The sequence below is a fragment of the Caldicellulosiruptor diazotrophicus genome (assembly GCF_017347585.1).
GTDB lineage: Bacteria > Bacillota > Thermoanaerobacteria > Caldicellulosiruptorales > Caldicellulosiruptoraceae > Caldicellulosiruptor > Caldicellulosiruptor diazotrophicus.
On the sequence record NZ_AP024480.1, the window covers coordinates 2,324,989 to 2,350,443 of the forward strand.

Below are 25,455 nucleotides of genomic sequence, written 5' to 3' on the forward strand. Positions count from 1 at the left end.
TTTATCTTTTAACATATCTGTCATAAGCTATTTGATATATTTTTATTGCTTCCTCTATTCGCATTTTCTTAAGTGTTTTCACCAAACCTTGTATGTCATTTGACTTACCTGTAATTAGTTTTGAAAACGTCTCATCATAATAGGTGTTAATTGTATTCATTATGTTACTTAACTTTTGTGCCTCATCTGTTGTCAACGAAAGAGGAGGAAGCCATTTATCATTTTTAGACTTTGCATAATTTTGGGCTGCCTCTACTTGTTGTGGAAGACGAGTTTGTTCGACAAATTCCTTAGCCTGAATAAAAGGACCATCTACTTGAGAACGTGTATATTTAGATATTGCAGAAACAGGACCTTGTGAATCTCTTAAGATAAGGTCTGTATAGTATATCTTGCCTTTTATGATGTTATATGTTTTCCCAAGAATGCCATAGTTATATGCCATATGTCCTTCCTTGCTATAAGCCCAATCTAAGATTTTCATTGCTAAAGGAATATTTTTACATGCGGTTGTTATTGCAGCTCCGTAGTTTCTATAATAAAAATCCATTTGACTAAATTCAGGTGTTTGTCCTCTTTTAAGAACAGGGTATGGTACACCTATTAAATCAAATTCAGTTCCTTTCTTGTTTGCTAAGAATGTCCCCATATTCCCACCAATGAGACCAAGGAAAGAAGCAACTTGATTATTTAAAATCTTTGCTTCTATACCGGAGTTATTCGTTGTTATTATGTCTGGATCGATTAATCCTTCTCTCCACCATTTTTGCAATACAGCAATGAAATCCTTAAAATTTGGATGCAATGCACCGAATTTAACTTTACCATTTTCAACATAAAAATCTGTCTTGAAGCCCCAAGCACCTACTAAAAATCCACAATAATCAAACGTACGACGTGGATTACCATTATTTGTTCCATATGCTAATATACTAAATGGATAAAAAGGTGTTTTTACACCTGGCAGTTTATTTTTATTGTTCTTAAACGTCACCAACATTTTATACCAATCATCTACTGTTTCTGGAACTTGAAGATTGAGCTTTTTCAACCAATCCCTTCTTATCATTGGTCCGTAAAAAATACAGAGTATTCTATCGCCACGGATAAATGGAAAGTTATACACAGTTCCATCATCTAAAGTCATCATCTTTTTTATATCTGGTCTTGAATCCAAAAATTTTTTAAGATTGGGCGCGTATTTTTCTAAATAAGGATTGAGTTTAATTATTATTCTGTCCTCAATAGCTTTGTAAACTCCTCCAGGATATCCTTCCCAAGAAGCTTCCATAATATCTGGAAGTTGCCTTGTTGCTATTATCAAATTAAATTGCTCAGTTTCACCGCCTTGAGGTGGATGCAGAAATTGAATATTGACATTAAATTTTTTCATTATCATTTGATACAAAGGCAATTGAGAATAATTCTGATAGTGTGCCCCTATTCGCCCACTTAAATTAACCCAATAAGTTAATGTTGGCTTAGTACTTTTTGTGGCACCTAAGGCTGACAAATTAGGTAAAGTGTTTAATAAAATTAAGCTTAACAATAAAATTAACATTACAGTTTTTGAAATCATTTTGTGTCTTTTCATTTAAAAACCACTCCTTTTTTGTTTTTATGTTTTTCACTAATTAACTTTAGTTTGAACATTAACTTTTGTCAATTATGAATAATTAAACTTTCATATTTTAGTTGCTGTTTTCTAACAATTATTCCCTTATTAATTTTTCGCTTTGCTTATGAATTTTTAATATTTCTTAGTAGATTATTGTGGATAGATACTTTTCACTGTATTATAGTAAATATAGAAAACAAAGAGGTGACGTTTATAAATGTTTAATAGATTATTTAGCAAAGACATTTATGTAAGAATAGTAATTTCATACATAATTATCTTTACTATTATTTTCTTAGCAGGAATTTATACATACTTCATAACTTATAAAGTTTCTGAAAAAAACCTATACAATTATACTGAATCTTTATTAAACCAACTCCCTTTGAGAATATATGATGAGATAATTAAACCTTTGGATTTAATCCAACAATCAATTAATCGAAGTCCTTTTTATCTTTCAATTTTTCTAAATTCAAAACCATTAGAAAACAAGGATAAAATAATATTCGAAATTCGTGATTTTTGTAACGAATTGAAATTCCATTATACAAATCCATTTTTAATTGAAATTGGTATATATTTGCCTCGTGACAAAATTGTAATTACACCTAACTTCTTCGAATCTGTAGAACTATTTTTTAATTACTTTGCCGAACCAATTAGTATTAAACGTAACTTATGGTTTAAATTACTTTCAAGTAACAATTACAACTATTTTTCTAAACCCATATTCTTTAATTTCAATAAATATTTAGGTAATAAAAAGAAATCCTGCATAGTTTACCTTCATACTCTGGATAACTGGCAATTTGATAAATCTAAAGCTACACTTTTTGTTCTTTTAGATTACGACAAGCTGGTAAATTTTCTTAAAGATATTTCTATATACAAGCAGAATAACATTTTTATAATAAACTCAAATGGAGATATAATAGTTAGCTATAATAACAATCCAAATTTGTTACCTATAGTTTATCATCTAAATTTTCCTGTAAATAATATTAACAATATTACCCAAATCAAATATAATGGGAAAATTTGGAAATGTTTTTATGTTGTTGATAAGCATTATTGGAAATATATAATATTTATACCTTCTAATATCTTTTTCAGAGAACTTTCTTTTTTCAGATTTTATTTTTTGCTTTTTATCTTTGTATCGATTATAACTGGGATTCCGCTTATAGTAATACTTAGCCAAAAAAGTTATCATCCTGTTAGTGAAATAAAAGATATACTATTTAGAAAGCTAAATGTTTATAAAAATATACAATTATTGAAGAAAAAAGAATCTCTCATGCTTAAAGAGATTGCCCAAATGTTAGTTAAGGAAGAGGAAGTCCTTAAACGTCAATTAAATGATATCTTACCTATAATTCAATATTCTTTTATAGAAAATCTTCTAAAAGGCAACATACTAATGATAGATAAAAATGAATATAAAAGATATCAACTCAATTTTATCTCAGAATATTTTTGTGTAATACTAATAGAGGTAAATAATATAAATGAACTATCAACAAAGATATCTTTGAACCATGAACTTTTGCGATTTATAGTTTTTAACGTTTTTGGTGAGATACTTTCCACAAACAGCAATAAATGTTTTAATATCATTTTATCGTCTGATTTGTTTGCAATAGTTTTAAACCTGACAAATGATAAATCTGAAATCTCTGAAATATTAAGAATGCTTGAACATGCAAAGTTCTTTTTAGAACAAAACTTTAATATGCACATAACTATAGGTGTTAGCTCAATTAAATCTGGTATTAATTCAATTTCTGACTGTTACAAAGAAGCTGAAGCTGCTCTAAAATATAAGTTTGTTGCAGGCAATTTTAAAATATATTCATTTGATAATCTTCCTAAACATCACTACCTGAAGAAAAATATATTTATTTCATCTGAAATTGAAAATAAGATTTATGATGCAGTGTTAAAAGGTGATAAATTAGCTGTTGAGAATCTTTTAGAATTGATATATGAAAAAATTATTCAAAAAACCGAGCTTACACCAATTGAAGCGAAGGTTTTGTGCATACAGATAGTAATCATATTTGAAAATGCTTGTAAACTAATTAATTACGACCCCTCAGAAAATTTAAAAGATTACTTAGAAGAAAAAGTTATTTCACAAACAAATAATGAAACAATTCAGAATTTTTTTTACAAAATAAAACAAATGTTTGGACAGATAACCGAATATGTTGAAAAGTACAACCTCACGTTAAGTCGGAAAATTTCTGTAGAAAAAATAATCGAATATATAAATGAAAACTATTCAAATCCTAATCTATCTTTAACTTCAATAGCTGAGGAATTTCAAATTTCTCCCCAGTATCTTTCTTCAGTCTTTAAAGAAGCTACTGGTCAAAAGTTAAGTGAATATATAATTAATATTCGAATTGAAAAAGCTAAATATTTATTATTAAACTCAAACTTATCAATAAATGAAATAGCTCAAAAGGTAGGCTATTATTACCCAACAAACTTTATTAATGCTTTTAAAAAAAGAGTGGGAATTTCTCCTGCAAAATTTAGAATTATCTCTAATAAAAAGTAATCTTGGTACTGTTTAAAAAACAAAAAGAGGGGATAGGTATTGTTATTTATCCCCTCTTTTATTATCATTAACAACTACTCCATACAATATGATACTTGTAGTATAAATCGACTTCTGCCTAAGTTTTGTCCCCTTTACGCTCTTATTTCTTATCTGCACTAAATAAATTTCCACTTTAATCTTTCAATTAAACCTCTTTATTTTGCTTTAAAATCTGAGCAAATCTGCAGAATGAACATATTTCTGTTGTTGTAACTTGTCCGCAGCTGATGCACTCTTTAAGTTCAATCTTTTCATAGACATCTTGAAAATGCTTCCTGCCCTTTTCTAAAAAGCTTGTGATAAAACGCTGTTTTGTCCCTGGACTTTCTTCTTCAAGCCTGTTCAAAACCTCTTTGTACAGAATTGACCTTGCACCAGTTGCGTGCGGACATTCATCGTGCAAAAATTCAATTTTGTTTATAAGAACATAAAACAAGTTTTCACGCTCTGTAAGAGTATAAAGCGGCTTTACTTTTTTTACAAGCTTTTGATGAGTAGACTCGAGCACAGGCGACTGTCTTGCAAGATATCCTTCTTCCCATGAAAGAACGTTTCCTAAAAGCGTTGCTGCTTCATCGTCAAGGTTGTGACCTGTTGCAACAACTGAAAACCCGCCATCATATGCTACTTTATTAAAGAGGTATCTTTTTATTGAACCGCAAATGGAACATGTGCTTCTTTTTAAAAGCTTTGAAAGTTTGTATATGTCAAGCCCATACTCTTTTTTAATATCTTTTACAATAAGCTCAAGACCGCTTTTTTGTGCAAAGCTTTCTACAACCTGCTGCGATTTGTCAGAATACTGGCCAATTCCAAGGTTTATATACATTCCTGTAACACTGTACCCTTCATTTGCCAACACATGCCATAGAGCCATGCTGTCTTTCCCGCCGGAAATTACCACCAAAATCTTATCCTTTTTGTCAAACATCTTGTACCTTTTTATATTTTTCTTTACCTGATTTTTGTAGTAATATAAAAAACAATCCTGGCAAAAAGCTGCATTGTGGCGTTTGAGATAAATTATGCCTTTTGCTTTACATCTTACACACTTCAAAACCTTTTTCAGCTCCTTTCAAAACTCCTAACCACCTGAAACAGCTGAGATAACCTCAATTGTGTCTTCATCATTTAAAATATCATCAGGTGCAACTATCTCACCATTTCTGATAAGCACGTTTGCCTCCAAGGTTATATTAAGTTCTTTAGCTAAATTTATTACTGTCTTTGGCCCTTTTAGTTCAAGTTCTTTATTTTTACCCACAAATACTACCTTCACCTTTGCATTCACCATCCTTACAAATCTTGATGTGCACTTTATAAGTTGCAATAAAATTATATCACAAATCTTTAAAATCAAAACCTAAAATGATAAAATACAAAAAGAGTAATGTTTTATGAGGAGCTGGATATATTAAGAATGTTTTTTATAGGTATATTTGGCATTGAAGAGAAAGCAAAAGCTATACGGCAGATAGATGTGACAGTTTGCCCTTTTTGCACAAGAAAAGGAAACCATACTTTGCTTAAAGTTTATAATTATTTTCATTTTTTCTTTATCCCACTTTTCAGGTGGAATGTTAGGTATTTTTTGCAAACAAGCTGCTGTAATCGAATTTATATAATTACAAATCAGCGGCTTGCTAAAGACCTTGAACGTGGAATTGACACCCCAATCACTCTTGCCGACGTTGAACTCTTTAGAAAATTTGAACCTTCGTATGGATTTGAGGATGAAAGGTTTGATTTTTGTCCAAACTGTCAAAGAAGAGTTTCAAAGACTTTTTTGTACTGTCCTTATTGTGGCAACAAACTTGAATAAATTTTTCAAGGAGAGTGATTTATAATGAAAAAATATATAGTTTCAAATGATGCTCCAAAACCTGTTGGACCGTATTCGCATGCTGTGCAGGTTGGAAATCTTCTTTTTGTCTCAGGACAGCTTGCCATAAACCCAATGTCTGGAAAAATAGAGGGTGACGATATTAAAATTCAAACACAGCTTGTTTTTAAGAACATTGAAGCTATTTTGAAAGATGCTGGATTTTCTTTTGAAGATGTTGTCAAAGTAAATGTATACTTGTCCTCACTTGAGGATTTTGCAAAGTTTAACGAAGTTTACTCCACAATCTTTACGCAGAATTTCCCTGCAAGAACAACCATTGAGGCAAAGCTTTTGCCAGGTGCTCTTATAGAAGTCGATGTTATCGCTGCAAAGGAGTGAAAAACTTTAAAAATGAAAGCAGTTGTAGTGTTATCTGGCGGAATGGACTCTACAACACTTCTTTATGATGTTAAAAGTCAAGGCTATGAAGTCTTTGCAATAAGTTTTTTGTACGGACAAAAACATTCAAAAGAGCTTGAGTTTGCAAAAAAGACATGCAGTCTTTTATCCATCCATCACAAGATTGTTGATATCTCATTTTTTGCAGATCTTGCACCATCTGCACTCACAACGCCTGACTGGGATGTGCCAGAGGGATATTACACCGACAGCACCATGAAACAGACAGTTGTTCCAAACAGGAACATGGTTTTGCTTTCTATTTCTGCAGCATATGCTATATCGCTTGGGGCAAAAAAGCTGTTTTATGGCGCACATGCAGGTGATCATCCTATATACCCTGACTGTCGCAAAGAGTTTGTTGAGGCAATGAAAAATGCACTATATCTTGCTGACTATATAGGCCTTGAGCTTGAAGCACCTTATGTTGATATGAAAAAAGAGGATATTCTAAAAAGAGGACTTGAACTTGGGGTAGATTACAGTTTAACCTGGTCATGTTACAAAGGTGGTCAAAAAGCCTGTGGCAGGTGCGGAACATGCACAGAGCGAATTGAAGCTTTCAAAAAAGTGGGCGTGAAAGACCCAATTGAATATAAAATTGAAATTGACTGGTAAAAATAAAAGGCTGGTTTGTCGCTTTTTTGAAGCATCAACCAGCCTTTTTTTTATACTTGTACTTGAAATTCCTTTATTAGCGCAGATACATAAGCGGATTTTGTGGTACGCCATTTTTCCTCACCTCAAAATGAAGATGAGGACCTGTACTTCTACCGGTTGACCCGCTTTTGGCAATAAGCTGCCCTTTTGCAACTTTCTGTCCTGGGCTTACCAAAAACCTGCTAAGATGACCGTAGTATGTCTTGTATCCATTTTGATGATTTATTATAATCAGCTTGCCATAGCCACCAAGCCATCCAACAAATTCAACAATACCACCGTCTGCTGCATATACATTTGACCCCCACGGAACAGCAATGTCTATCCCCTCATGAAATTCTCTTCCTCTGTAGCCAAATCGTGAAGTCAGCACACCCCATGTTGGAAATGAAAATCTTCCTGTTGCAAAATATCTCGGTGGCTTTTTAGTCCCAATAACTACAATTCTATCCACAGGTTTTTCAAGCACCTGCTGAGAAATTATCTGTCTATCATACTCAAGTCCATTTAAATATACAATCTTTGCTTTTATTTTTGCTTTGCCGTTTTTACCTTCCTGTTTTACTATAGTTTGTGTAGTGTAGTATTTATCTGATTTTATTGTTTTAACTTCTTTTGGCAGAGTATCTACAAACTCAACTTCTTTTTCAAGAACAACATTTACAAGTGGTGTCATTTGAGAAAGTTTTATCCTTTGCCCTGGCATTATCTTTTCGGTAAGTCCTGGGTTTGATGCAAAAATATCATCAACAGAGATATTGTATTTTCTTGCTAAATCCCAGAGTGTATCCCCTTCTTTGATTGTATATTCAATGACTTCATCTTTGCCAAACATTATTTTATTTAACGCCTGGTCCTCTGTTACAACCTTAATATCTGTTTTAACATAAACAGGTTTTATCTCCACTTTTTCTAAGAACTTTGCATACTTTGCATCCTTTTTATAGTAAATAATTTTTAGCTTATTCAAAATATTCTGAGGAACATTCGGATTGTCAAAGATTAAATAAGCTTTTGAATTTACAAACAGCGCATACCTTTTTACAAGAACAACACCTTTTTCTATTATAGTGTTTTTGAGACTATCTAAACTCGTATTTTTGTACAGACCGGGCGGAATTTCCTTAAGCTGTGGCTTGTTTTGAAAAACAAACTCATCTGTCCCATGTTTTATTGAGATTTCTTCTTTCAAACTACCAAAAAGCCTTTGCACTTCCATTTTGTCCTTTACGTACCCTACAATACTTCCATTGAGTATAACTGCATAAGCTTTTTGATAAGTTGTTGGCATTCTGTTTATTATAAATACCATAAGAAACATCAAAGCTAAGGTCGAAAATATTTTAAGTTTCAGCATGTTTTCTTTTGATTGTCTGATATTGCCAATGTATTTAAGTCCAATAATAAGTCTTACTATCTCTTCAAAAAGCTCTTTTAATGGACTTTTTCTGTACTTATAAGATAAAAAGATAAATTCATCTTGAACATTGGACTTTAAAGGTTTCTGACTTTTTTGAACAGATTTAAATATTCTTGCTCGTATATTGTCTTTTATCAATTTTAATTTCTGTACAAACTTTGATTTAATTTGTTTAGTTAAATCGACAAATGATATATGTAAACTTTGACTGTTTTTTTCAACTTTAATAGTCTTTTTCTCATTATGTTTTTCTTCATCTGCCAGTCCAATTTTTTTATTCGCCCATTTGTTCGTTTGATTGTCTTTCTGTTTACTGCTCAAATTATCTTCAATTATTTTAGGGACAAACTTAGCTTTTTTCTGGTCTAAAACGGTGGCTGTGGCAGATGTCTTAGATTTTGTATGGTTCTTGGCCACAAGAACACCCCCTAATTAACAAAAAATAAAAGGGTATTTAAATTACCCTTCTATATAATTTATACTATGTTGAATATGCAAAATACTATACTTTTATTTTAATTGACATTGTTTGAGATGTCAAAACCAAAAATTGAAAGAAACATGCAAAATTGCTTTACTCGACTGACATTTTTACTAACCATTCTTAATTGTAACAGCCACAACTGAGTGAGGTAAGACAATCAAATCAAATGTAACTTCATTATTATTTACAGTCCCCCACGAAATTTTCTCTTTTTTCAGTTCTGATGCTTTTGTCAACTCCTCAATCTGTTCTCTATTGAGATACGCAGGACTGCCCATTTCAAGCCATACTCTTTTTGGATTGGTATTATGTTCATCTATTCTCTCAACAAAAACTTCTCGGCAATCCTTAATACCTTTTAAAACAACTTTTATATTTTCGGTATCAATAGGAGACAACGGAACATTATGGTTTGAGATCACGAGTACTATCTCTCTGTCATTCTGGACAGCTATACAATCAATGGTTGGACTTTTATCTTCAAACTCTATCTCAATCCTCTCTCCGCTCAATTTATTTAAAATTTGAAATGCTCTATAGGATGGTTTTGGTATACCATGAATATTTAGAAGCCCGAATCCCCCATGAAAAGGTAATGAACTCTGTCCACATTCTTCAAAAATATCTGTAAATGTCCAATAAGAATAACACCCAAGTGGTAAATCTATAATGTCAATTATTGTTTTTACAATAAAAGCAGCATCGTAAGGTATGTCGTGATATGAATCTCGAGGACTTGGAGAGTTATTCCATTCAGTGTAGTAAACAGGCAATGGATATGCTTCCTCTAAAGCCTTTTTTACCCTCTCTGCTAATTCACCTCTCTTTGCTTTTGCCATAGCCTCTTCCATATTTGAACTTGTACTAAATGCTAAATCTGTTGGATATTGATGCGTTGAAATAAAATCTATTGGAACACCATTTTTTGTACAAAAATTTTTTAGTTCAGGTATCCATGCATCGATTGCAGTAGCTGGTCCACCAACCTTTAGTTCGGAGTCCACTTTCTTTATTGCAAAAGCAGCATATTTGTAAAGTTCAAAATATTCTTCCATTGTTCCTGCCCAGAAGAAATCCTTTAGATTTGGTTCGTTCCATACCTCAAAAAACCATTCTCTTACTTCATTTTTCCCATATCTGCTAATAAGATGCCTTGCTAACTCCGCAATAAGCTGACCCCATTCTTCATAAGATTTCGGCGGCGTTATATTTCCTTTGTAATGGAAAACTGTCTTTGTACCTGATGCTAACGCTTCTGGCATAAAGCTTAGTTCAATAAATGGTTTCATACCTATCTCCAAAAGAAAATCAATTATAGAATCTATGTTGAAGAATGAAAATGAAAGTAGCCCATCATCATTCCTAAAACAAACACTCATATCATCATTCAACCAACCGTGAAATCGAACATACTCAAAACCAAGTTCATCACGACATTTTTTTAATTGCTTTCGCCAGTCTTCTCTTAATGCAGTTGTTGCATGACAGCTTCCAACACATTTTGCCCAAAATTTATTTATTTTGCCAAGTTTCTTTCCATAATTAATAGTTATTTTCATTATTTTCCTCCTCTCTATAAGTGTTGTCCATTCTTATTTGCTTAATAAAGACGCCTTCCAGTCTAAACCTGCTTGGAGAAATGAGTAAAAACAAGGTTTAGGATTGCAATTTTTATCCCAAAGATACATGCACTGTTTAAAATTTTTATATAGAGGATAATCGTCACAGATACCAAAAACAGTAACACAAGTTATGTTGCAGAGCCCACCATTATCAGTATCTTCCTTCAATAATAACTTCATCATTTCGTAATACCTATCTGCTTGTTTTTTGAGATTTTCAGGAGTACGATTGCTCTCATCTCCCTTTATTTCAAAATTTAACTCAGTAATATGAATTTGTAAGCCAAGTTTTGCAAATGTTTCTAATGTCGTTTTGAATGAATCTATATCATCAGAATCTAATTCAGGATAATTCAAGCCTACTGTAGGTTGAAGACCCAACCCGTCAATCAATCCTTTTTCTTTAAGTTTCTGAGCAAGATTATAAATTGCTTCTCTCTTTGCAGGGAGAAAAACATTGTAATCATTGTAAAACAGGGCAACATCTTTTTTGGCATATTTTCTTGCATAATAAAATGCCTTTTCCACATACTTTTCTTTCATAATGGTATACCAATTATTATTGGTTTCTCTCCATGAACCATCATCAAGTATAGCTTCGTTAACAACATCCCAGCAATAGACAACACCGGGATAATTTTTTTGACAAAATTCAATTACCTGTTTGATATAACTTTCCAACCGGCGTTCCATAGTAGCAGCATCTACAAGTGGTTTCGATACATCATAGTCTTTGTGGAAAAACCATTCTGGCGTCTGATTATGCCATACTAACACATGTCCTCTCATTTTTATGCCATATTCTTTACAAAATTGTAAAGCAGGTATGCAGCTGTCAAATTTGCACACTGGCATTCCATCTTTACTTGCTTTTGTAGCTTCATAATCTAAAAGGTATTGGGGCTTCATCAAATTAGAGAGTGTAGTACTGTTAAAGTGTTTCTCTAAAATTGCAACCATACCAGGGTGATTGATAGCAGCAGTTTCAACAGAATAGCCATTAATTGCTGCTCCAACCAGGAAATAATCCTTATATACATCTTTTAAAGCATAATCTTCAACTTCATTCTCTTTCATTGTTGCTGGTTGCCCCCTTGAATTTATTTTGTCCTCACTCTCACCTATTTTGCCCAAGAGTTCCTCAACACTTTTCTTCTGCTCTATAGCAGACTGAATAGTACACGAAGTAAAAAAGAAAACCATTGCAATGCATATAACTAAAATTGACAAGAAATTTGTCCACTTTTTTTTCATTTTTCATCCTCCTCCTCAATAAAATAGAGTTAAAAAAACCTATTCACCCCCAAATCTATTTGTAAAACTTAAAACAAGATACGTGAAGACTTAGTCAGAAACTTTACTCATCCACTCAAAAGCATTTGCAATATATTTGTTCCAAAAATCCCAATCATGTCCACCTTCGTCTTCCACATAAATCACGTCTATACCTTCATTTTTCAAAAAATTAAATAAATCTCTGTTTTCTTGAACCAAAAAGTCATCCTTGCCACATGCCATGTATATTTTTGGAATACTACCTTTTTCTTGTTTTAGCTTAGTAACTAAGGCATTTATGTCTTTATCGCTACCTATTAAAGAGTTTAGGTCTCCAAATACTCGTCTATAATAGTTATAACTTGCATAAGCATTTCTATAATCCTTAGGAATGCCTGCAATCTTATGAATTATTAGTGCTGATGATAAAGCTATTATACCTACAAAATTCTTATTATATTTGAGTCCATTTCTAAGAGCACCGTAACCTCCCATTGATAAACCACCAATAAAAGTTTTTTCTCTTTTTTGAGGAATAGGAAAAACGTTTCTTGTAAATTCTATAATTTCATTTCCCACAAATTCACCAAAATATTCTTCCTTTTCTTCATCATCTAAATAAAAACTATTTTCACCTGATGGCAGAAACACAGCAACATTATATCGCATTGATAATTCAACAATTCGGGTTCCACACAACCAATCCATGTAGTTACCAGCATAGCCATGCAAAAGATATAATGTTTTAAAATTTTCACCATCAACATCTTTTTGGAACTTCTTATCTGGTTTATCTACGGGTAAAATAGCCAAAATTGTTGTGTTCTTCTTCAACATCTTTGAATAAAAGTTGATTTGCATGATGGTCATTAAAAGAACCCCTTTCTTCGTTAAAAAATCTTTAAAATCTTAATATCCTGTACAAGGCTTCTTTTGGTTTTACATTTACATCGAATAAGAGAGGCCAATCTTTTCGACCCTTTACAGGAAAGTTATCTTTCCATGTGTGTCTGTCGCTAATACCCCATAATGTAACAGAAGTTATTACATCTTTATATTCTCGAAAAACCGCAAATACATCTTCATATACTTTTGCTTGTAGTTCAAGCATTTCCGGGGTTGGTTCAAACAAGTCAGTCCTCTTATCTTCAAACTCAAATACTGAAATGTCAAGTTCTGTAATATGAATTTCTAAACCTAAGGAAGCATATACTTCTATTGCCTTTTTTAAATTACTAACAAGATTTTTATCCCATATATTCCAGTGTGCTTGTATACCAATTCCATCTATTGGAGTACCTCTTTCTAAAAGCTCTTTTAGAACTTTGTAGGTTTTTTCTAATTTATAAGGCATTTCATTGTTATAATCGTTATAAAATAACTTTGCATCTCCTGCATATTCTCTTGCTATCTCAAAAGCTATTTTAAGATAATCATCTCCAATAATTTTTCTCCAGTTTGATTCTCGTAAAAGCTTTTCTGTTTTATCTTCTACTGCTTCGTTCACCACATCCCACGCATATACTACATCCTTGTATCTCTCACACAAACTTTTTATATGCCCTCTTAGCCTTTCAATAACTAATTCTTTTGAGGCTTCTTCCCCATTCTTATCTAAAAACACCCACCCTGGAGTTTGATTATGCCAGACAAATGTATGTCCTCTCATCTTCATGTTATTCTCTATTGCAAAGCTTCTTATCCTGTCAACCTCTTCAAAATCATACCTCTGCTCTTCTGGATGAATATTTTCAAACTTCATAGCATTTTCTGGTGTGAGGCTATTGAAATGCTTCAAAAGAATCTCCCTATGAACTCCTTCTAAATCTTTCGCAGTTACTGCAGCACCTATTTTAAAGTAATCTTTGTATGTTTTTGCTAATGATAAGTTTAGCATCTCTAAATTTTCGCCCACAATTAAACACCTCATTCCTTTTATTTTATAAAGCAACTAATAACCCGGTATTTTACTATCGTCAAGTCCTATATAAGTATCTGATTCATCTACAACCTTGCTTATCTCAAAAAGCACCACAGCATTTTTACTTAGCGTAAATTCAAGGGTAATATAACCATTTTCTGCCATCATTCTAAATGTACTTATTTTAGGCTTTGCTACCTCTCTTAATGTTTCTATTTGTTCTTTTGTGGGATACCTGGGTCTGCCCATTTGAATCCAAGTACGCCATGGATTCCCGTTTTCTTCGTCTATTAGTTTTTGCTTTATAAATACATCATTATAATCTACAGGTATTTCTATCTTATATTTTTTATCAGTTGCTTCCTCTTTTTTCATAACTTCATTCCATGCAACTATGGCAATTGTACCATTTTCTCTTTCCGTTATTAATATATGTTCATCTCTATAGAGTATCTTGTTTCCCATAGCATTAAAGAAGGTAAACATATGAAAAACTGGTTTTGGAATATTATTAAATGCAACAAGGCCAAAACCTCCATGAAAGATTGCCCTTGGAACATCTGCTTCCTCGAACACATCGCTAAATGTCCAATACGAAAAAGAATCCACGTAATCACCAGCTTCACTCAGTACTCTTGCCAAATACGCAGCATTAAATGGTGTATCATGTATCGGACACAGCGGATGGTACGAACTGTTGAATTCGGTTATGTGTATCGGAAGGTCCGGAAACGGCGAATTCCTTACCTTTTCTCTGACATTTTTAAACTCGCTTAGCATATATTCAATTGGATGCACATCCTGGTATACAAAATGTGGTGTGTACTGTGGAGGCTTACCTGTGTACGCATGTCGTGTTAAAAAATCTACCGGTACTTTATTCTTGTAGCAAAAGTGCAAAAAATCATCAATCCAATAATCGGAACCGCCACAGATTGCCGGTCCACCCACTTTTATATTCTCATTTACTTCTTTTATGGCTTTTGCTGTAACTTCATATAATTTGAAGTATTCTGCCTGGTTTGCATCCTTCCAGAATACATTCAAATTAGGTTCGTTCCAGATTTCAAATGGCCACTGAATAACCTCTTTTTCGCCATATCTGTCTATAAAATGCTTTACAACACTTTTGATTAACTTTTCCCACTTACCATAGTCCTTAGGAGGGGTAACATTACCCCTCCAGTAAAATACTGTCTGAGTACCAGATGCAAGTTTTGATGGCATGAACCCAATTTCAACAAACGGTCGTATGCCAAGTTCTAAAAATGAGTCATATATTCTGTCAATATACGTGAAATTGTAAAATGGAACTTCATTGCCATCAATTATATCTTCACGGTAAATACCTACATCATCATGCAGCAGCCCATGAGCTCTTATATATTTAAAATCTATGTGTTTTTTTACATATGAAAGAGCATCTATATACTCCTTTTGCAATGCAAGACCTATTCGACCGCTACCAACACAAAACTTCCATTTATCTGGAAATATGCCTATTTGCTTGCCTTTCTCAATCTTTATATTCGTCACTATACCTTCCCCCATTCAATCATATTCTGACCTTTGGGTTATTTCTTCGTATTCAATTTAGGAATAGCCGGTGGTGCAGGCAGATTTATATTTTGTGGTACTACTGAGTAATCTATCAGTGCCCAGAAAGCTGGTTTGCCATCATAATGTTCATCAAACAAAAGCGGAAAATCTGGCTTGTTGAAAACTCCCCTGAGCCATGAATAGTCATCTTTGAGCCCCCAGAATGTAACACTCTTGATTATTTTTTTGTATTTTTTAAATAGATTAAACAGTTCATAATACTTCTTTGCTTGCCTCAGCAGCATCTCTCTGGACGGTTCAACATAGTAAATAGAAGAACCCCATTGATAAAAGCTCATGTCAAGCTCTGTAATCTGAATCTCAAGCCCCGGAATTGTACTGAACAGTTTTATTGTTTCTTCAATTTCTTCAACAGACGGACTGTCGACATTTATATGACACTGAAGCCCTACACCGTGAATAGGAATACCTTTAGACTTCATCTTTTTAATCATGTTGTATATAAACATCCTCTTCTGCGGTACCTCGGTGTTGTAATCGTTGTAAAAAAGCTTGGCTTGAGGGTCTGCCTCATGCGCCCATATAAATGCTTTTTCGATATACACTGGACCACAAATGTTGTACCAGTTCGATCTTCTATACCCATCTGGCTGAGTTTCATCTATAGCTTCGTTCACAACATCCCATGCGTATATCTTGCCTTTATATCTCCCAACAACTGTATATATATGCTTTTTCAGTCTCTTTAAAAGCTCATCCTTTTTCAAAAAGTTCCCGTTGGAATCTTTGAAAAACCAGTCTGGGGTTTGATTGTGCCACACAAGTGTGTGTCCGCGAATACTGATGTTATTCTTAGTTGCAAACTCAACAAAAGCATCTGCTATTGTAAAATCATATTTGTCAGGCCCTCTAAGAAGGCTTTCCGGTTTCATCTCATTACCAGGTGTAATGCTATTGAAATGCTTTTTTATAAACTGTTTGTCAATGCTATTCATAAGCTCGCCATATCCAATTGCTACACCCACTTTAAAGTCGTCTTTGTACTTTTCTTTCAAAGAAGGCAGATCATAATTTGGCTGTTGCAATTTCATGGTATCAGATATTGTAAAGTCATCAACCCAGAAAGAAAGAGTTGGATCCGGAGATTCAATGTAAAATTCAAGTTCTTCTATTTTATCGTTATCAGGCACAACGTAACTTCCGCTTATTTCTTCCCAGCCATCCCCGGCAACTTCTTTAGAAGTTATCCAGTCATACCTGTATTGAGCTTCATTAACCATTTTCCTTTGAACCAGAATGGAGAATCTTTTCAAATCAAGTGATGTGTGGTATACCCATATACTGAATCTGTAGCGTTTGCCCGGCGTAACATGTTTGATTACTGGAATTTTCGCTCCGTGCCAGAAGGCTGTGCGACCAGATACATAAAGGCTTTTGTTACCCTCATGAAACTTTGAACTGTCTAATTTTATCTTCACACTCTCGCCCCTTGGCTGCCAGTTAGTGGTATTATTTTCAAATGTGTCCTTATATACTATAGCTTGTGATAGATAAGCTTCCTCGGTCATTATCTGAATATTGTCTACATTATACGCGGTTGTCTTATCAACTGTTGGATGAATTGCTATTATCAAATTTGCTGGATTTTTCAGTATTGGCTTCCATTTTACAGCGATTTTTCCCCATTTGCTTGGCATTACTATTTTTTCGCCAAGCTGAATGTATTTTAAACCCTTGCCGTCATCATATAAAGCCGTTATGGAAAATGCTATTGGCTTTTTGCCAACGTGCTTTATATAACTTGATATCACCCATGTCTTGCCTCTTTTCAAGACATCCTTTACGTCTATTGCGAGGCTGTCCCATATGGATTTTCTGTTTGTGACCTTGATGCTCTTTTTCCCTTCTATCGCTGAAATTTGTTCTGTTGCTATTTTGGCATTGCCATATGCAAAGAAAGTGAATGTATCTTTGCCTTCAAAATTTACTGTTGTCACAGACGCTGTCTGAGCTATTGCGCCTGGTACCACCGGGTATATTAGTGAAAAGACACTTGATATGATAAGAACAATAGCCACAGTCAAAGGTATCACAATCTTATACGCACTTTTTCCCATGCTTCTCGGCCTCCTTTTACTTTACAAATCTCCAGCAATCCATATCAAACAAGTTGCTTTCTTTTTCTCCTTTGAACACAAAATACAAATCATGTACACCTGTTACATTTTCAACCTTTGCTTCTATTTTGACCCACTGCGAAGTAGAACTATTTTGTGGCAAAACCTCTGCAACTGCAATTGTTCTGCCATCAACCGAGTCTATCTTGATTTCTATATAGCCTTTCCCGTTGATGTTAGAAACCATCGCCTCAAATTTCTGCGGACCTACATTTCCAAAGTCAACCTTAGAAAGCGCAATCCAATCTCCACTGTCTATATCTGTTAAACACATACTATTGCTCCCATTTGCTTTCTTTGTCGAAATTCCTGCACACCATGCAAATGTCTCTGCCTCAACCATTCTGTATGGGTCAAAATTTTTCACCTGAGCTATTCCTCTGTAGTCGGCAATTACTTCTTTTATTTTACCGTTTTCAATTTCCACCTGGTTTATATGCGGTGACCTGTAACCTTTCGCAACCCCCATATCCTTTGCGAGGGTCTGTGCATGGTATGCTATATACCACTTGCCATTAAATTCAAACAACTGGTGATGGTTATTTCCACCAACCCCAAAGAAGTTGCCAGGATTTTTAAGTATAACCCCCTTGTATTCCCACGGTCCCATTGGACTTTTGCTTGTCATGTATGCAATTACACCAGCAGGCGGACTGCCTTGCGGTCTTGCTCCGCTGTAGAAGTTTGTACAGTAGGAATAGTAATAGGTATTGCCAATCTTGTTTATCCCAGAGTCTTCAAACATGAAGGGTGCCGGAATAGTAACAGCACTACCAACAACGCTTATCATGTCACTGCCAAGCTGCATAACACGTGCAGTGTTTGGCATAGCATCCTGGCCCTGTGGAACTCCTCCACCAAAATAAATATATGCCTTGCCATCATCATCTACAAAGACTGCAGGATCAAACAGCCATACAACCCCTTCAACACCTGGTGTTGACCTTGAAATCAAAGGCCTTCCGATAGGATCCACCCAAGGACCTACTGGAGTGTCTGATGTTAAAACTCCTATACCACTTGCATTATTAGCAAAATAAAGGAAAAACTTATCTTTTCCATTTGTCTTCTTGTAAGCTATGCTCGGTGCCCACGATTGAGTTGCCCATTTAGCAATACCGTTTGGACCGGCTACTTCAATCTCTCCATGGTCTGTCCAATTAACAAGGTCATCCGAAGAGATTATGGTAATTTTGTTTATTTTACTATATGTGTTATCCTTAATGTTGCCATTATCATCATACTCTAAAATATCATTAGTAAGATATATGTAAACCCTGTCTTTATAGACTAAAACTGCAGGGTCAGCGCCAAACTTGTGAGCTATTAACGGATTTGCATTTGTGGGAATTTTCCCAATAGGGTTTTTCGGTGCTACAAATTTTACTTTCGTCACTGCACTTTCACTCCTATAGTTGATCTTTTCTTTTTCACAATTTACAGTTAATGATTGAATTCTAATCTCATCACAAAAAGATTCTGTTAATTTCTCTCTTTGCTTTAATTTAATATTAACTAAATCTATCCATCTATTGTCATTGTCTAATGCCTCAGTATCAATATTCTTAATATTTATTAATGCTTGATCACTACCTTTCTTCTCAACTAAAACAACTGCATTTTTAATCCGCTTATCAGCAACAAGAGCCTCAAGAACATCAAGCTCCCAAGGAAATTTCAGAAGTATATTGATTTGTGTAGCTTTCTTGCCCTTTGGTAAGCTATTTAGCGAAACTGTTAATTCATAGTTTTTATCGATGTCATTACTAAGTTCAATGATATCTTCCTTAAGATAGGCTTTCAAATCCTCTTCAGTTTTTTCCCCTGTGAGCTTGCTTGAAAATTTAAAGAAATCGATATCTACATAACCGCCAGTTTGTTTAGTAGCAAAATTGAATATTGCAAACCTATAGCCTATAAAGTGTGGGATAGTATAGCGCATCGTTAAATCTGAACCAAATTTTATCCAATTTATTCCATTGTAACTGTAATAAAAATACGCTTTATCTATTTCAAAGTCAAAATCTATTTTTAAATAAACCATTAACTGTTGAAGTTTTGTGTATTCTACTTCTTTGCCTTTTTCGACCATTACAATATAAAATTCTTCACCTTGTTTTTTTACGCCAATAAAGCCATACTCTTTTTGAAAAGCAGCAAGTCCAGCATAATCACCATCTTTCATATTTCTTACATCCATCAATATCCATCCAGAACATTTTGGTCCAAGAGTTCGCTGAGTAAGTGTATTTCGTGCTTGTTGTATATCACTTACTACATTGCATGTTTTTAATCTAAGAAAACCTTTTCTTTCTAATAAAGACCACTTAGAATTGTCTGGGTTATGGTTCCACTGCCATGTCAAATCCAATACAGAACCATTTGGTGCTACATCTTCTGATTCTTTTTGTGCAGCCAAAACCTCTTTTACCGAAACATATTCTACGTAGTAATCTATCAAATCCTTATTTTTATCTGGTTTTTCAGTTACAGGAGTTTGTATAAATAAGTAAACGGTTTCTATATCTTGATCAATTGTAAATGTTCCAGATATAGATGTCCATTTATTTCTATTTGCAAAACCCTTTATAAGCTCCTGGTAGCTTTCCTTACCGTTTGAGGTTATCTTCGCAGTTAAAATGAACTCCTTTGTATCAGGACCTTTAACATATTTGACTCTAAACACTGCTTTATACTTTTTCCCTTTTTCTACTCTACCTGTTAAATTCTGTTGAATGCCAGACCTGGGACCAGTTCTATTATACACCTGGATTATATTCTTGCTGCCTTCCCTTACAACCTCAAGCTTTGCTCCTTCTCTTCCTTTCCATCCTATTGTGCCTTTGGCAAAATTATTATTAATGACTAATTCAACATCCTTTGTTATCTCCGCATTTCTGATAACCTCAAATTTTCTTGGATTAGATTCAACTTTTTCTTGATAAAATTCATCGCTTTTTACTACTTCTGTCTCAAAGCTACTCTGCCCTGGCTTTACAAATTTAAGTGGTACTTTCCCTTTTTCATCGCCAAATACTGGCCATCCATTTTCCCACTTTACAGGTACAAGAACAGGAACACGCCCAACTGCATCATGGTCTTGAAATAGCATTGCGTACCATTTTCCGTCCGGTGTATCAATTAATCCACCCTGGGCAACTCCGTTGTTCTTATAACCTAAAGTATCACTAAGTACAACTCTTCCTTCGTATGGACCATCAATCTTGTCGGCTCTGTATACACACTCTTCTCTTATTCCACCCTTTTTCCATCGAATTGTTGTTATGTAATATTTGCCATTTATCTTATATGCATGTGACCCTTCTTCCAACCCATCTATTTTTGATTTTATTATAACCTTGTTTATTCCCTTAGGGTTGATTGCTTTCAAATCAGGCGTGAGTTCCTTAACTCTTATCTCCGAGCCACCATAGATTATGTAGGCTTTGCCGTTATCATCAAACAAAAGAGAAGGGTCATGTAAATATTCGTTAAATTCAACTCTTTCCCAAGGACCTGTAATATTTTTTGAATTAAAGAGATATGTCTTGCCAGTATCTAATGCTCCAAATAAAACATAAAACTTTCCTTTATAGTAGCGAATACACGGAGCCCATTGTCCTTTGCCATAAATATTCATCCCTTTTTTTAAATTATGTGCATCATTGTCTTCTAATCTGTCATAAATATAGCCTATTATTCTCCAATTAACAAGGTCTGTTGAGTGCATTATTGGCACTCCTGGAGTCATATGCATAGTTGTACTAACCATGTAGTAATCATTTCCCACTCTGATGATATCAGGGTCAGGAATATCGGCTAAGATTATTGGGTTAGAGGAAATTGTAATATTTTCTTTTTGCAATTTGAATCCTCCTTGTTGATTACTAAAGCAGTTAACTTTGTCAGCTGGTCTTATATATGGATATGCAAATGTAGCAAATATTACAAAAAGAATAATTATCATTGATTTTCTTACATTATATCTAATTGGCCTTTTTAGCATGTTTCTCAATACCCTCTTTGTTAATCTATTTAAAAATAAAAAATTAATTATTGAGGCATGCCCCAATAATCTTGGAGCATGCCCTACAAAAAGACTATTCTTATTCAAGTTCTTCAACTTTAATATTGTCAATTACAAAGTCGACGCCCTCTTGTATTCCAATTCGCAAGGACATTTTATCTGAGTTGTCTGGAATATTTGTTATGTTACCTTCTACTTTATATACTGTCTGAGCTTTGTCAATAGCTGTAGAAATGCTACCATACGATGTTGCACCTGGCTTTGGCTCACTCAATATTGAACAAACTATTGTGGTCTTGCCTGCCTTGGGTGCTTTCAAAACTTTAACTTCGAAACTTACTTTATAATCGTGCCAGCCATATATCTTGACCTTCTCAGGTACTGTTACTACATAGATTTCGGCACCATCTTTAGCCTTGTCCCATGTAACTTTTAATGACTTACCCTTTATAGCTTCTTTGCCTGTTGCAATTGAAAGCTTAACAGTTTTCTTGTTAGGATCAAGTGACTTGAACGTGTCTATCTTTCCATCGTCAAAGTTAATTGTAAATGGCTTGAATGGCCTGTACACAATCTTTGTTGCAGTGCCCGTAGATGCCTCTCTTACGTTCTTTTCAGCCTGTGGTTTCAAGCTTGCAAGAGCTGATGCAACAGAATCCTGGCTGTTAACTGGTCCAAACAGCTCCCACCATGGCATTCCAATTAGTGAGTCAGGTGAGGATGGATAGAATGGCTTTTTAGCCATATCGCTAACAATGTCAAATATGAACTTTGATCTCTTTGACATATTCACATCGTCATGATACTTCTGCACATTCTCAAGTATGAGGTTAATGAACTTACCTGCGCCACGCGGATTCTTTGCACCCTTGCTGATACCATAACCATCTGCGTGGAATATATATACCTTCTTCTTGTTGTCTGGTCCAAGTGGTAGTGGTGCTGCCTCCAATTCATCCTCAACTTCTTTCTTGTCCTGGTCATACTTGTAAAGTGGTGCAATAAGCATTGCTGTCTGTCTCTTTTTCAAACCGGACACTGTAATATCCCAATCATCCATAAGCCAGCCTTCTTTTTTACCCTTCTTGTAGAAGTTGAGTGCTCTCTGAAGTGCAGGGTCGTCAAAGTTCAGTTTTCCTTTTCCGTTCTTGTCAATTGTTACAAAGGAAGTTCCGTTTGCATATACAAGATATGTCGGAGACCAGAGGTTTACACCGTATCTGTCAATCTTACCGTCTTTGTTTGTATCAGCTGCAAGTTTCTTAGCAAGTTTTTCGAATGTATCCCAGTTCCACTTTCCTGCTTTATAAAGTGAAAGCGGCATTTCATCTTCGTCGATTCCTTCCTCTAACAAGAGGTCCTTGTTGTATATGCAGAGTATTGGCACATTTGAACCCTTCTGGCTTGCAAGATAGTATTTGCCGTTGTACTTAAAGATAAGGTCCATAGCTGTTTTGTTAAGATATGGCGCTTTGAGATCAACATAGTTGTCAATCGGCTGAACAATACCCTGCAGATAGTATCTTGGGAAGGTACCGTCACTTCCAAAGATGACATCAATAGGATCGCCTGCTGCCATTCGTGCTATGATCTTTGTATTCCAGTTGACCCAGTCTGAATACACGATGTTTACTTTACCGCCGAAGTTTTTCTCGTATGCATTGATTGCTCTGGCAACTGCTTTGTCAAACAAGTCCTTACTCTTCAAGCTTTCCTTTGAATAACCAGGTCTTAAGAATGAAATGTTACCATATTTTGCAGACGCTTCTGCCTTCTGTGGTAGCTCACCAACCACAGCAAATAATGAAATAACAAACCCAACAATCACCATGAAAGCAATGACTTTTTTGAAACTCTTTTGCATAATCTTAAACTTTCCCCCTTTCACTTTAGAATATTTTTTTACCCCAGGGCATACTCAAAGAGCATGCCCTCGTTGCCTCCATATCAATTTTGATCTTACTTTAGCTCTTCAACTTTTATGTTGTCGATTATAAAGTCTCCACCGTTTTGGATACCAATCCTTAGGCACATCTTGTCTGAGTTGTCCTGAATATTTGTAATATTGCCTTCTACTTTGTATACAACCTGCCCTCTATCAATATTCTTTGATACACTACCGTAAGATGTTGCACCCACCTTAGGTTCACTGAGTATTGAACATACAACTTTTGTACTGTCCGGTTTTACGTTCTTCATAACTTTAACGTCAAAGCTTATCTTGTAGTCGTGCCAGCCATAGACTTTTATCTTGTCCGGATTTGTTATTACATATACTTCACTACCATCTTTAGATGCATCCCATATCACTTTAAGTGATTTGCCTTTAATAGCCTCTTTGCCAGACACAACTGTAAGTTTAACTGACTTCTTGTTTGGATCATATACTTTGATTATATCCAACTTTCCACTTTCGAAATTAATTGCAAACGGCTTGAATTCGCGAATTACAGGTTTTGTACCAGTTCCATAGAAAGTCTCCTTAATAGCCTTTTCAGCTCTCGGTCTTAAGCTTGCCAAACCTGCTGCAACAGAATCAGAACTTTCGATAGCACCTAATATTTGCCACCTTGGAATTACAGTCAGCAGGTATGAATCTGCTGCATAGAAGTAGAAGGGTTTTTTAGACATTACATTGACAGCTTCTGTTACCTCTTTCGGTAGCGGCGGTGCGGGGTCTTGAGGAACTTTTTGGTCTGCTTCGTGCATTAGTTCAATGAATTTCCCTGCACCAGCTGGATTCTTACATCCTTTTCCTATTGCCCATGCTATACCCAAAACAAAGTGATAATATTTGTTTTTGTTATCTGGTCCAAATGGCTGGGGTGCAAACAATATCTCGTCATCACAGTCTCTTCTATCCTGGTCAAACTTATAGTAAGGTCCTACCAACATTGCTGTTTGTCTCTTTTTCATACCGGATGAAACAATGTTCCAGTCTGTTGTCAACCAACCTTCCTTAACGCCCTTCCTATAGAAGTTGAGTGCTCTTTGGAGTGCTGCACTGTCAAAATTCAATTTTACATTTCCGTTTTTATCTATCCCAACAAAAGGTGTTCCATTAAAATACGCCAATACCATGCCATTCCAGAATGTTACACCATACCTGTCAATTTTGCCATCTTTATTAGTATCTGCAGTTAGCTTCTTTGCAAGTTTCTCAAATGTATCCCAGTTCCATCTGCCGCGTTTGAAAAGTTCATATGGCATTTCACTTTCATCAATTCCTTCTTCAAGCATAAGATCTTTGTTATATATAACACCCCATGGAACACTTGCTCCTTTGCCGACAACTGCATAGTGCCTGCCTTTGTATTTAAAGTTCTCCATAGCATTCTTATCAAAATATTGTGCTTTTAAATTGACATAATTGTCAACTGCTTGAATCAAGCCACGTGTGTAAAACGATGGTATGTCAGTCTCCCACACAGAAATAACATCAACTGGAGTACCTGCTGCTGCCATTGCTAACAGCTTTGTTCTCCATCCGTTGTAATCCGCAAATACAAATTTTACCTTTCCACCATACTTTTCTTGATATTCCTTAACCGCTAACGCCATAACTTTGCTTCCACGATCTGTTCCTTTTAAATTGTTTTCAGAAAAATCAGGTCTCAGGAACAGAATATCACCTAGTTTGGTTGATGCCTCTACTTTTTGGATTTCCTTGCTTGTGACTACAAATAGCGACAATATCAGTGAAAAAGTCACTAAAATCGCAAGAACTTTGTTTGAAAATTTTCGTGTTTTCATTCCTTTTTACCTCCTTTTTTGATTTATTATTTTAGCCATTTGC

17 protein-coding genes are annotated in these 25,455 nt (G+C 34.7%); 4 read left to right on the forward strand and 13 right to left on the reverse strand.

The genetic code is table 11. The annotated features are described in order from the left end of the window. Position 1: 1 nt before the first annotated feature. The gene (locus CaldiYA01_RS11035) at positions 2–1,594 is read right to left on the reverse strand and encodes an extracellular solute-binding protein (RefSeq protein WP_207179707.1); all 1,593 of its coding nucleotides are present in this window, start codon (positions 1,592–1,594) and stop codon (positions 2–4) included. 241 nt (positions 1,595–1,835) lie between these two features. Between CaldiYA01_RS11035 and CaldiYA01_RS11040 the strand changes: the two genes are divergently transcribed. Then, positions 1,836–4,187, forward strand: coding sequence for a helix-turn-helix domain-containing protein (locus CaldiYA01_RS11040; RefSeq protein ID WP_207179709.1), 2,352 nt, complete (start codon positions 1,836–1,838; stop codon positions 4,185–4,187). A 187-nt stretch (positions 4,188–4,374) separates the two neighbouring features. Here the strand turns inward: CaldiYA01_RS11040 and CaldiYA01_RS11045 are convergent, their stop codons facing one another. Together CaldiYA01_RS11045 and CaldiYA01_RS11050 are read right to left on the reverse strand one after the other, a co-directional pair. Beyond that, the gene (locus tag CaldiYA01_RS11045; protein WP_207179712.1) at positions 4,375–5,286 is read right to left on the reverse strand and encodes a TIGR00269 family protein; all 912 of its coding nucleotides are present in this window, start codon (positions 5,284–5,286) and stop codon (positions 4,375–4,377) included. Positions 5,287–5,313: 27 nt separating this feature from the next. After that, a complete protein-coding gene (locus CaldiYA01_RS11050; RefSeq protein WP_207179714.1) occupies positions 5,314–5,508 on the reverse strand; it encodes a MoaD/ThiS family protein in 195 nt (64 codons plus the stop codon). Between the two features lie 141 nt (positions 5,509–5,649). Between CaldiYA01_RS11050 and CaldiYA01_RS11055 the strand changes: the two genes are divergently transcribed. From CaldiYA01_RS11055 to queC, 3 genes are read left to right on the forward strand one after another with little or no spacing between them, the layout of a single operon-like run. After that, the gene (locus tag CaldiYA01_RS11055) at positions 5,650–6,051 is read left to right on the forward strand and encodes a zinc ribbon domain-containing protein (protein ID WP_207179716.1); all 402 of its coding nucleotides are present in this window, start codon (positions 5,650–5,652) and stop codon (positions 6,049–6,051) included. A 24-nt stretch (positions 6,052–6,075) separates the two neighbouring features. Continuing rightward, positions 6,076–6,453: a RidA family protein gene (locus CaldiYA01_RS11060; RefSeq protein ID WP_207179719.1), complete on the forward strand. Its 378-nt coding sequence runs from the start codon at positions 6,076–6,078 to the stop codon at positions 6,451–6,453. 12 nt (positions 6,454–6,465) lie between these two features. Continuing rightward, positions 6,466–7,131 carry a 7-cyano-7-deazaguanine synthase QueC gene (queC, locus tag CaldiYA01_RS11065; protein WP_207179726.1) on the forward strand — a complete coding sequence of 222 codons (666 nt, stop codon included), beginning with the start codon at positions 6,466–6,468 and terminating at the stop codon, positions 7,129–7,131. A gap of 76 nt (positions 7,132–7,207) precedes the next feature. Here queC and CaldiYA01_RS11070 read toward each other — a convergent pair whose 3' ends face one another. The 10 genes from CaldiYA01_RS11070 to CaldiYA01_RS11115 form a co-directional block, all read right to left on the reverse strand. Continuing rightward, on the reverse strand, positions 7,208–9,010 hold the full coding sequence (locus CaldiYA01_RS11070) for a M23 family metallopeptidase (protein WP_207179728.1): 1,803 nt from the start codon (positions 9,008–9,010) through the stop codon (positions 7,208–7,210). 177 nt (positions 9,011–9,187) lie between these two features. Next, the gene (locus CaldiYA01_RS11075) at positions 9,188–10,636 is read right to left on the reverse strand and encodes a GH39 family glycosyl hydrolase (RefSeq protein WP_207179730.1); all 1,449 of its coding nucleotides are present in this window, start codon (positions 10,634–10,636) and stop codon (positions 9,188–9,190) included. A 33-nt stretch (positions 10,637–10,669) separates the two neighbouring features. After that, positions 10,670–11,953, reverse strand: a complete 1,284-nt coding sequence (locus CaldiYA01_RS11080) for an endo-1,4-beta-xylanase (RefSeq protein ID WP_207179732.1) — start codon at positions 11,951–11,953, stop codon at positions 10,670–10,672. Between the two features lie 90 nt (positions 11,954–12,043). Next, complete coding sequence (locus CaldiYA01_RS11085; RefSeq protein WP_207179734.1) at positions 12,044–12,844, reverse strand: alpha/beta hydrolase; 801 nt, start codon at positions 12,842–12,844, stop codon at positions 12,044–12,046. A gap of 31 nt (positions 12,845–12,875) precedes the next feature. Further along, positions 12,876–13,871, reverse strand: coding sequence for an endo-1,4-beta-xylanase (locus CaldiYA01_RS11090; protein WP_238480635.1), 996 nt, complete (start codon positions 13,869–13,871; stop codon positions 12,876–12,878). 54 nt (positions 13,872–13,925) lie between these two features. Continuing rightward, the gene (locus CaldiYA01_RS11095) at positions 13,926–15,431 is read right to left on the reverse strand and encodes a GH39 family glycosyl hydrolase (protein WP_127352716.1); all 1,506 of its coding nucleotides are present in this window, start codon (positions 15,429–15,431) and stop codon (positions 13,926–13,928) included. A gap of 38 nt (positions 15,432–15,469) precedes the next feature. Further along, positions 15,470–17,572 carry an endo-1,4-beta-xylanase gene (locus CaldiYA01_RS11100; RefSeq protein ID WP_207179738.1) on the reverse strand — a complete coding sequence of 701 codons (2,103 nt, stop codon included), beginning with the start codon at positions 17,570–17,572 and terminating at the stop codon, positions 15,470–15,472. A gap of 16 nt (positions 17,573–17,588) precedes the next feature. Then, positions 17,589–21,638 (reverse strand): family 43 glycosylhydrolase, encoded by a 4,050-nt coding sequence (locus CaldiYA01_RS11105; RefSeq protein ID WP_207179740.1) that lies wholly within the window; start codon positions 21,636–21,638, stop codon positions 17,589–17,591. Between the two features lie 100 nt (positions 21,639–21,738). Continuing rightward, on the reverse strand, positions 21,739–23,523 hold the full coding sequence (locus CaldiYA01_RS11110) for an ABC transporter substrate-binding protein (RefSeq protein WP_207179749.1): 1,785 nt from the start codon (positions 23,521–23,523) through the stop codon (positions 21,739–21,741). Positions 23,524–23,618: 95 nt separating this feature from the next. Beyond that, a complete protein-coding gene (locus CaldiYA01_RS11115) occupies positions 23,619–25,412 on the reverse strand; it encodes an ABC transporter substrate-binding protein (RefSeq protein ID WP_207179757.1) in 1,794 nt (597 codons plus the stop codon). Positions 25,413–25,455 lie beyond the last annotated feature (43 nt).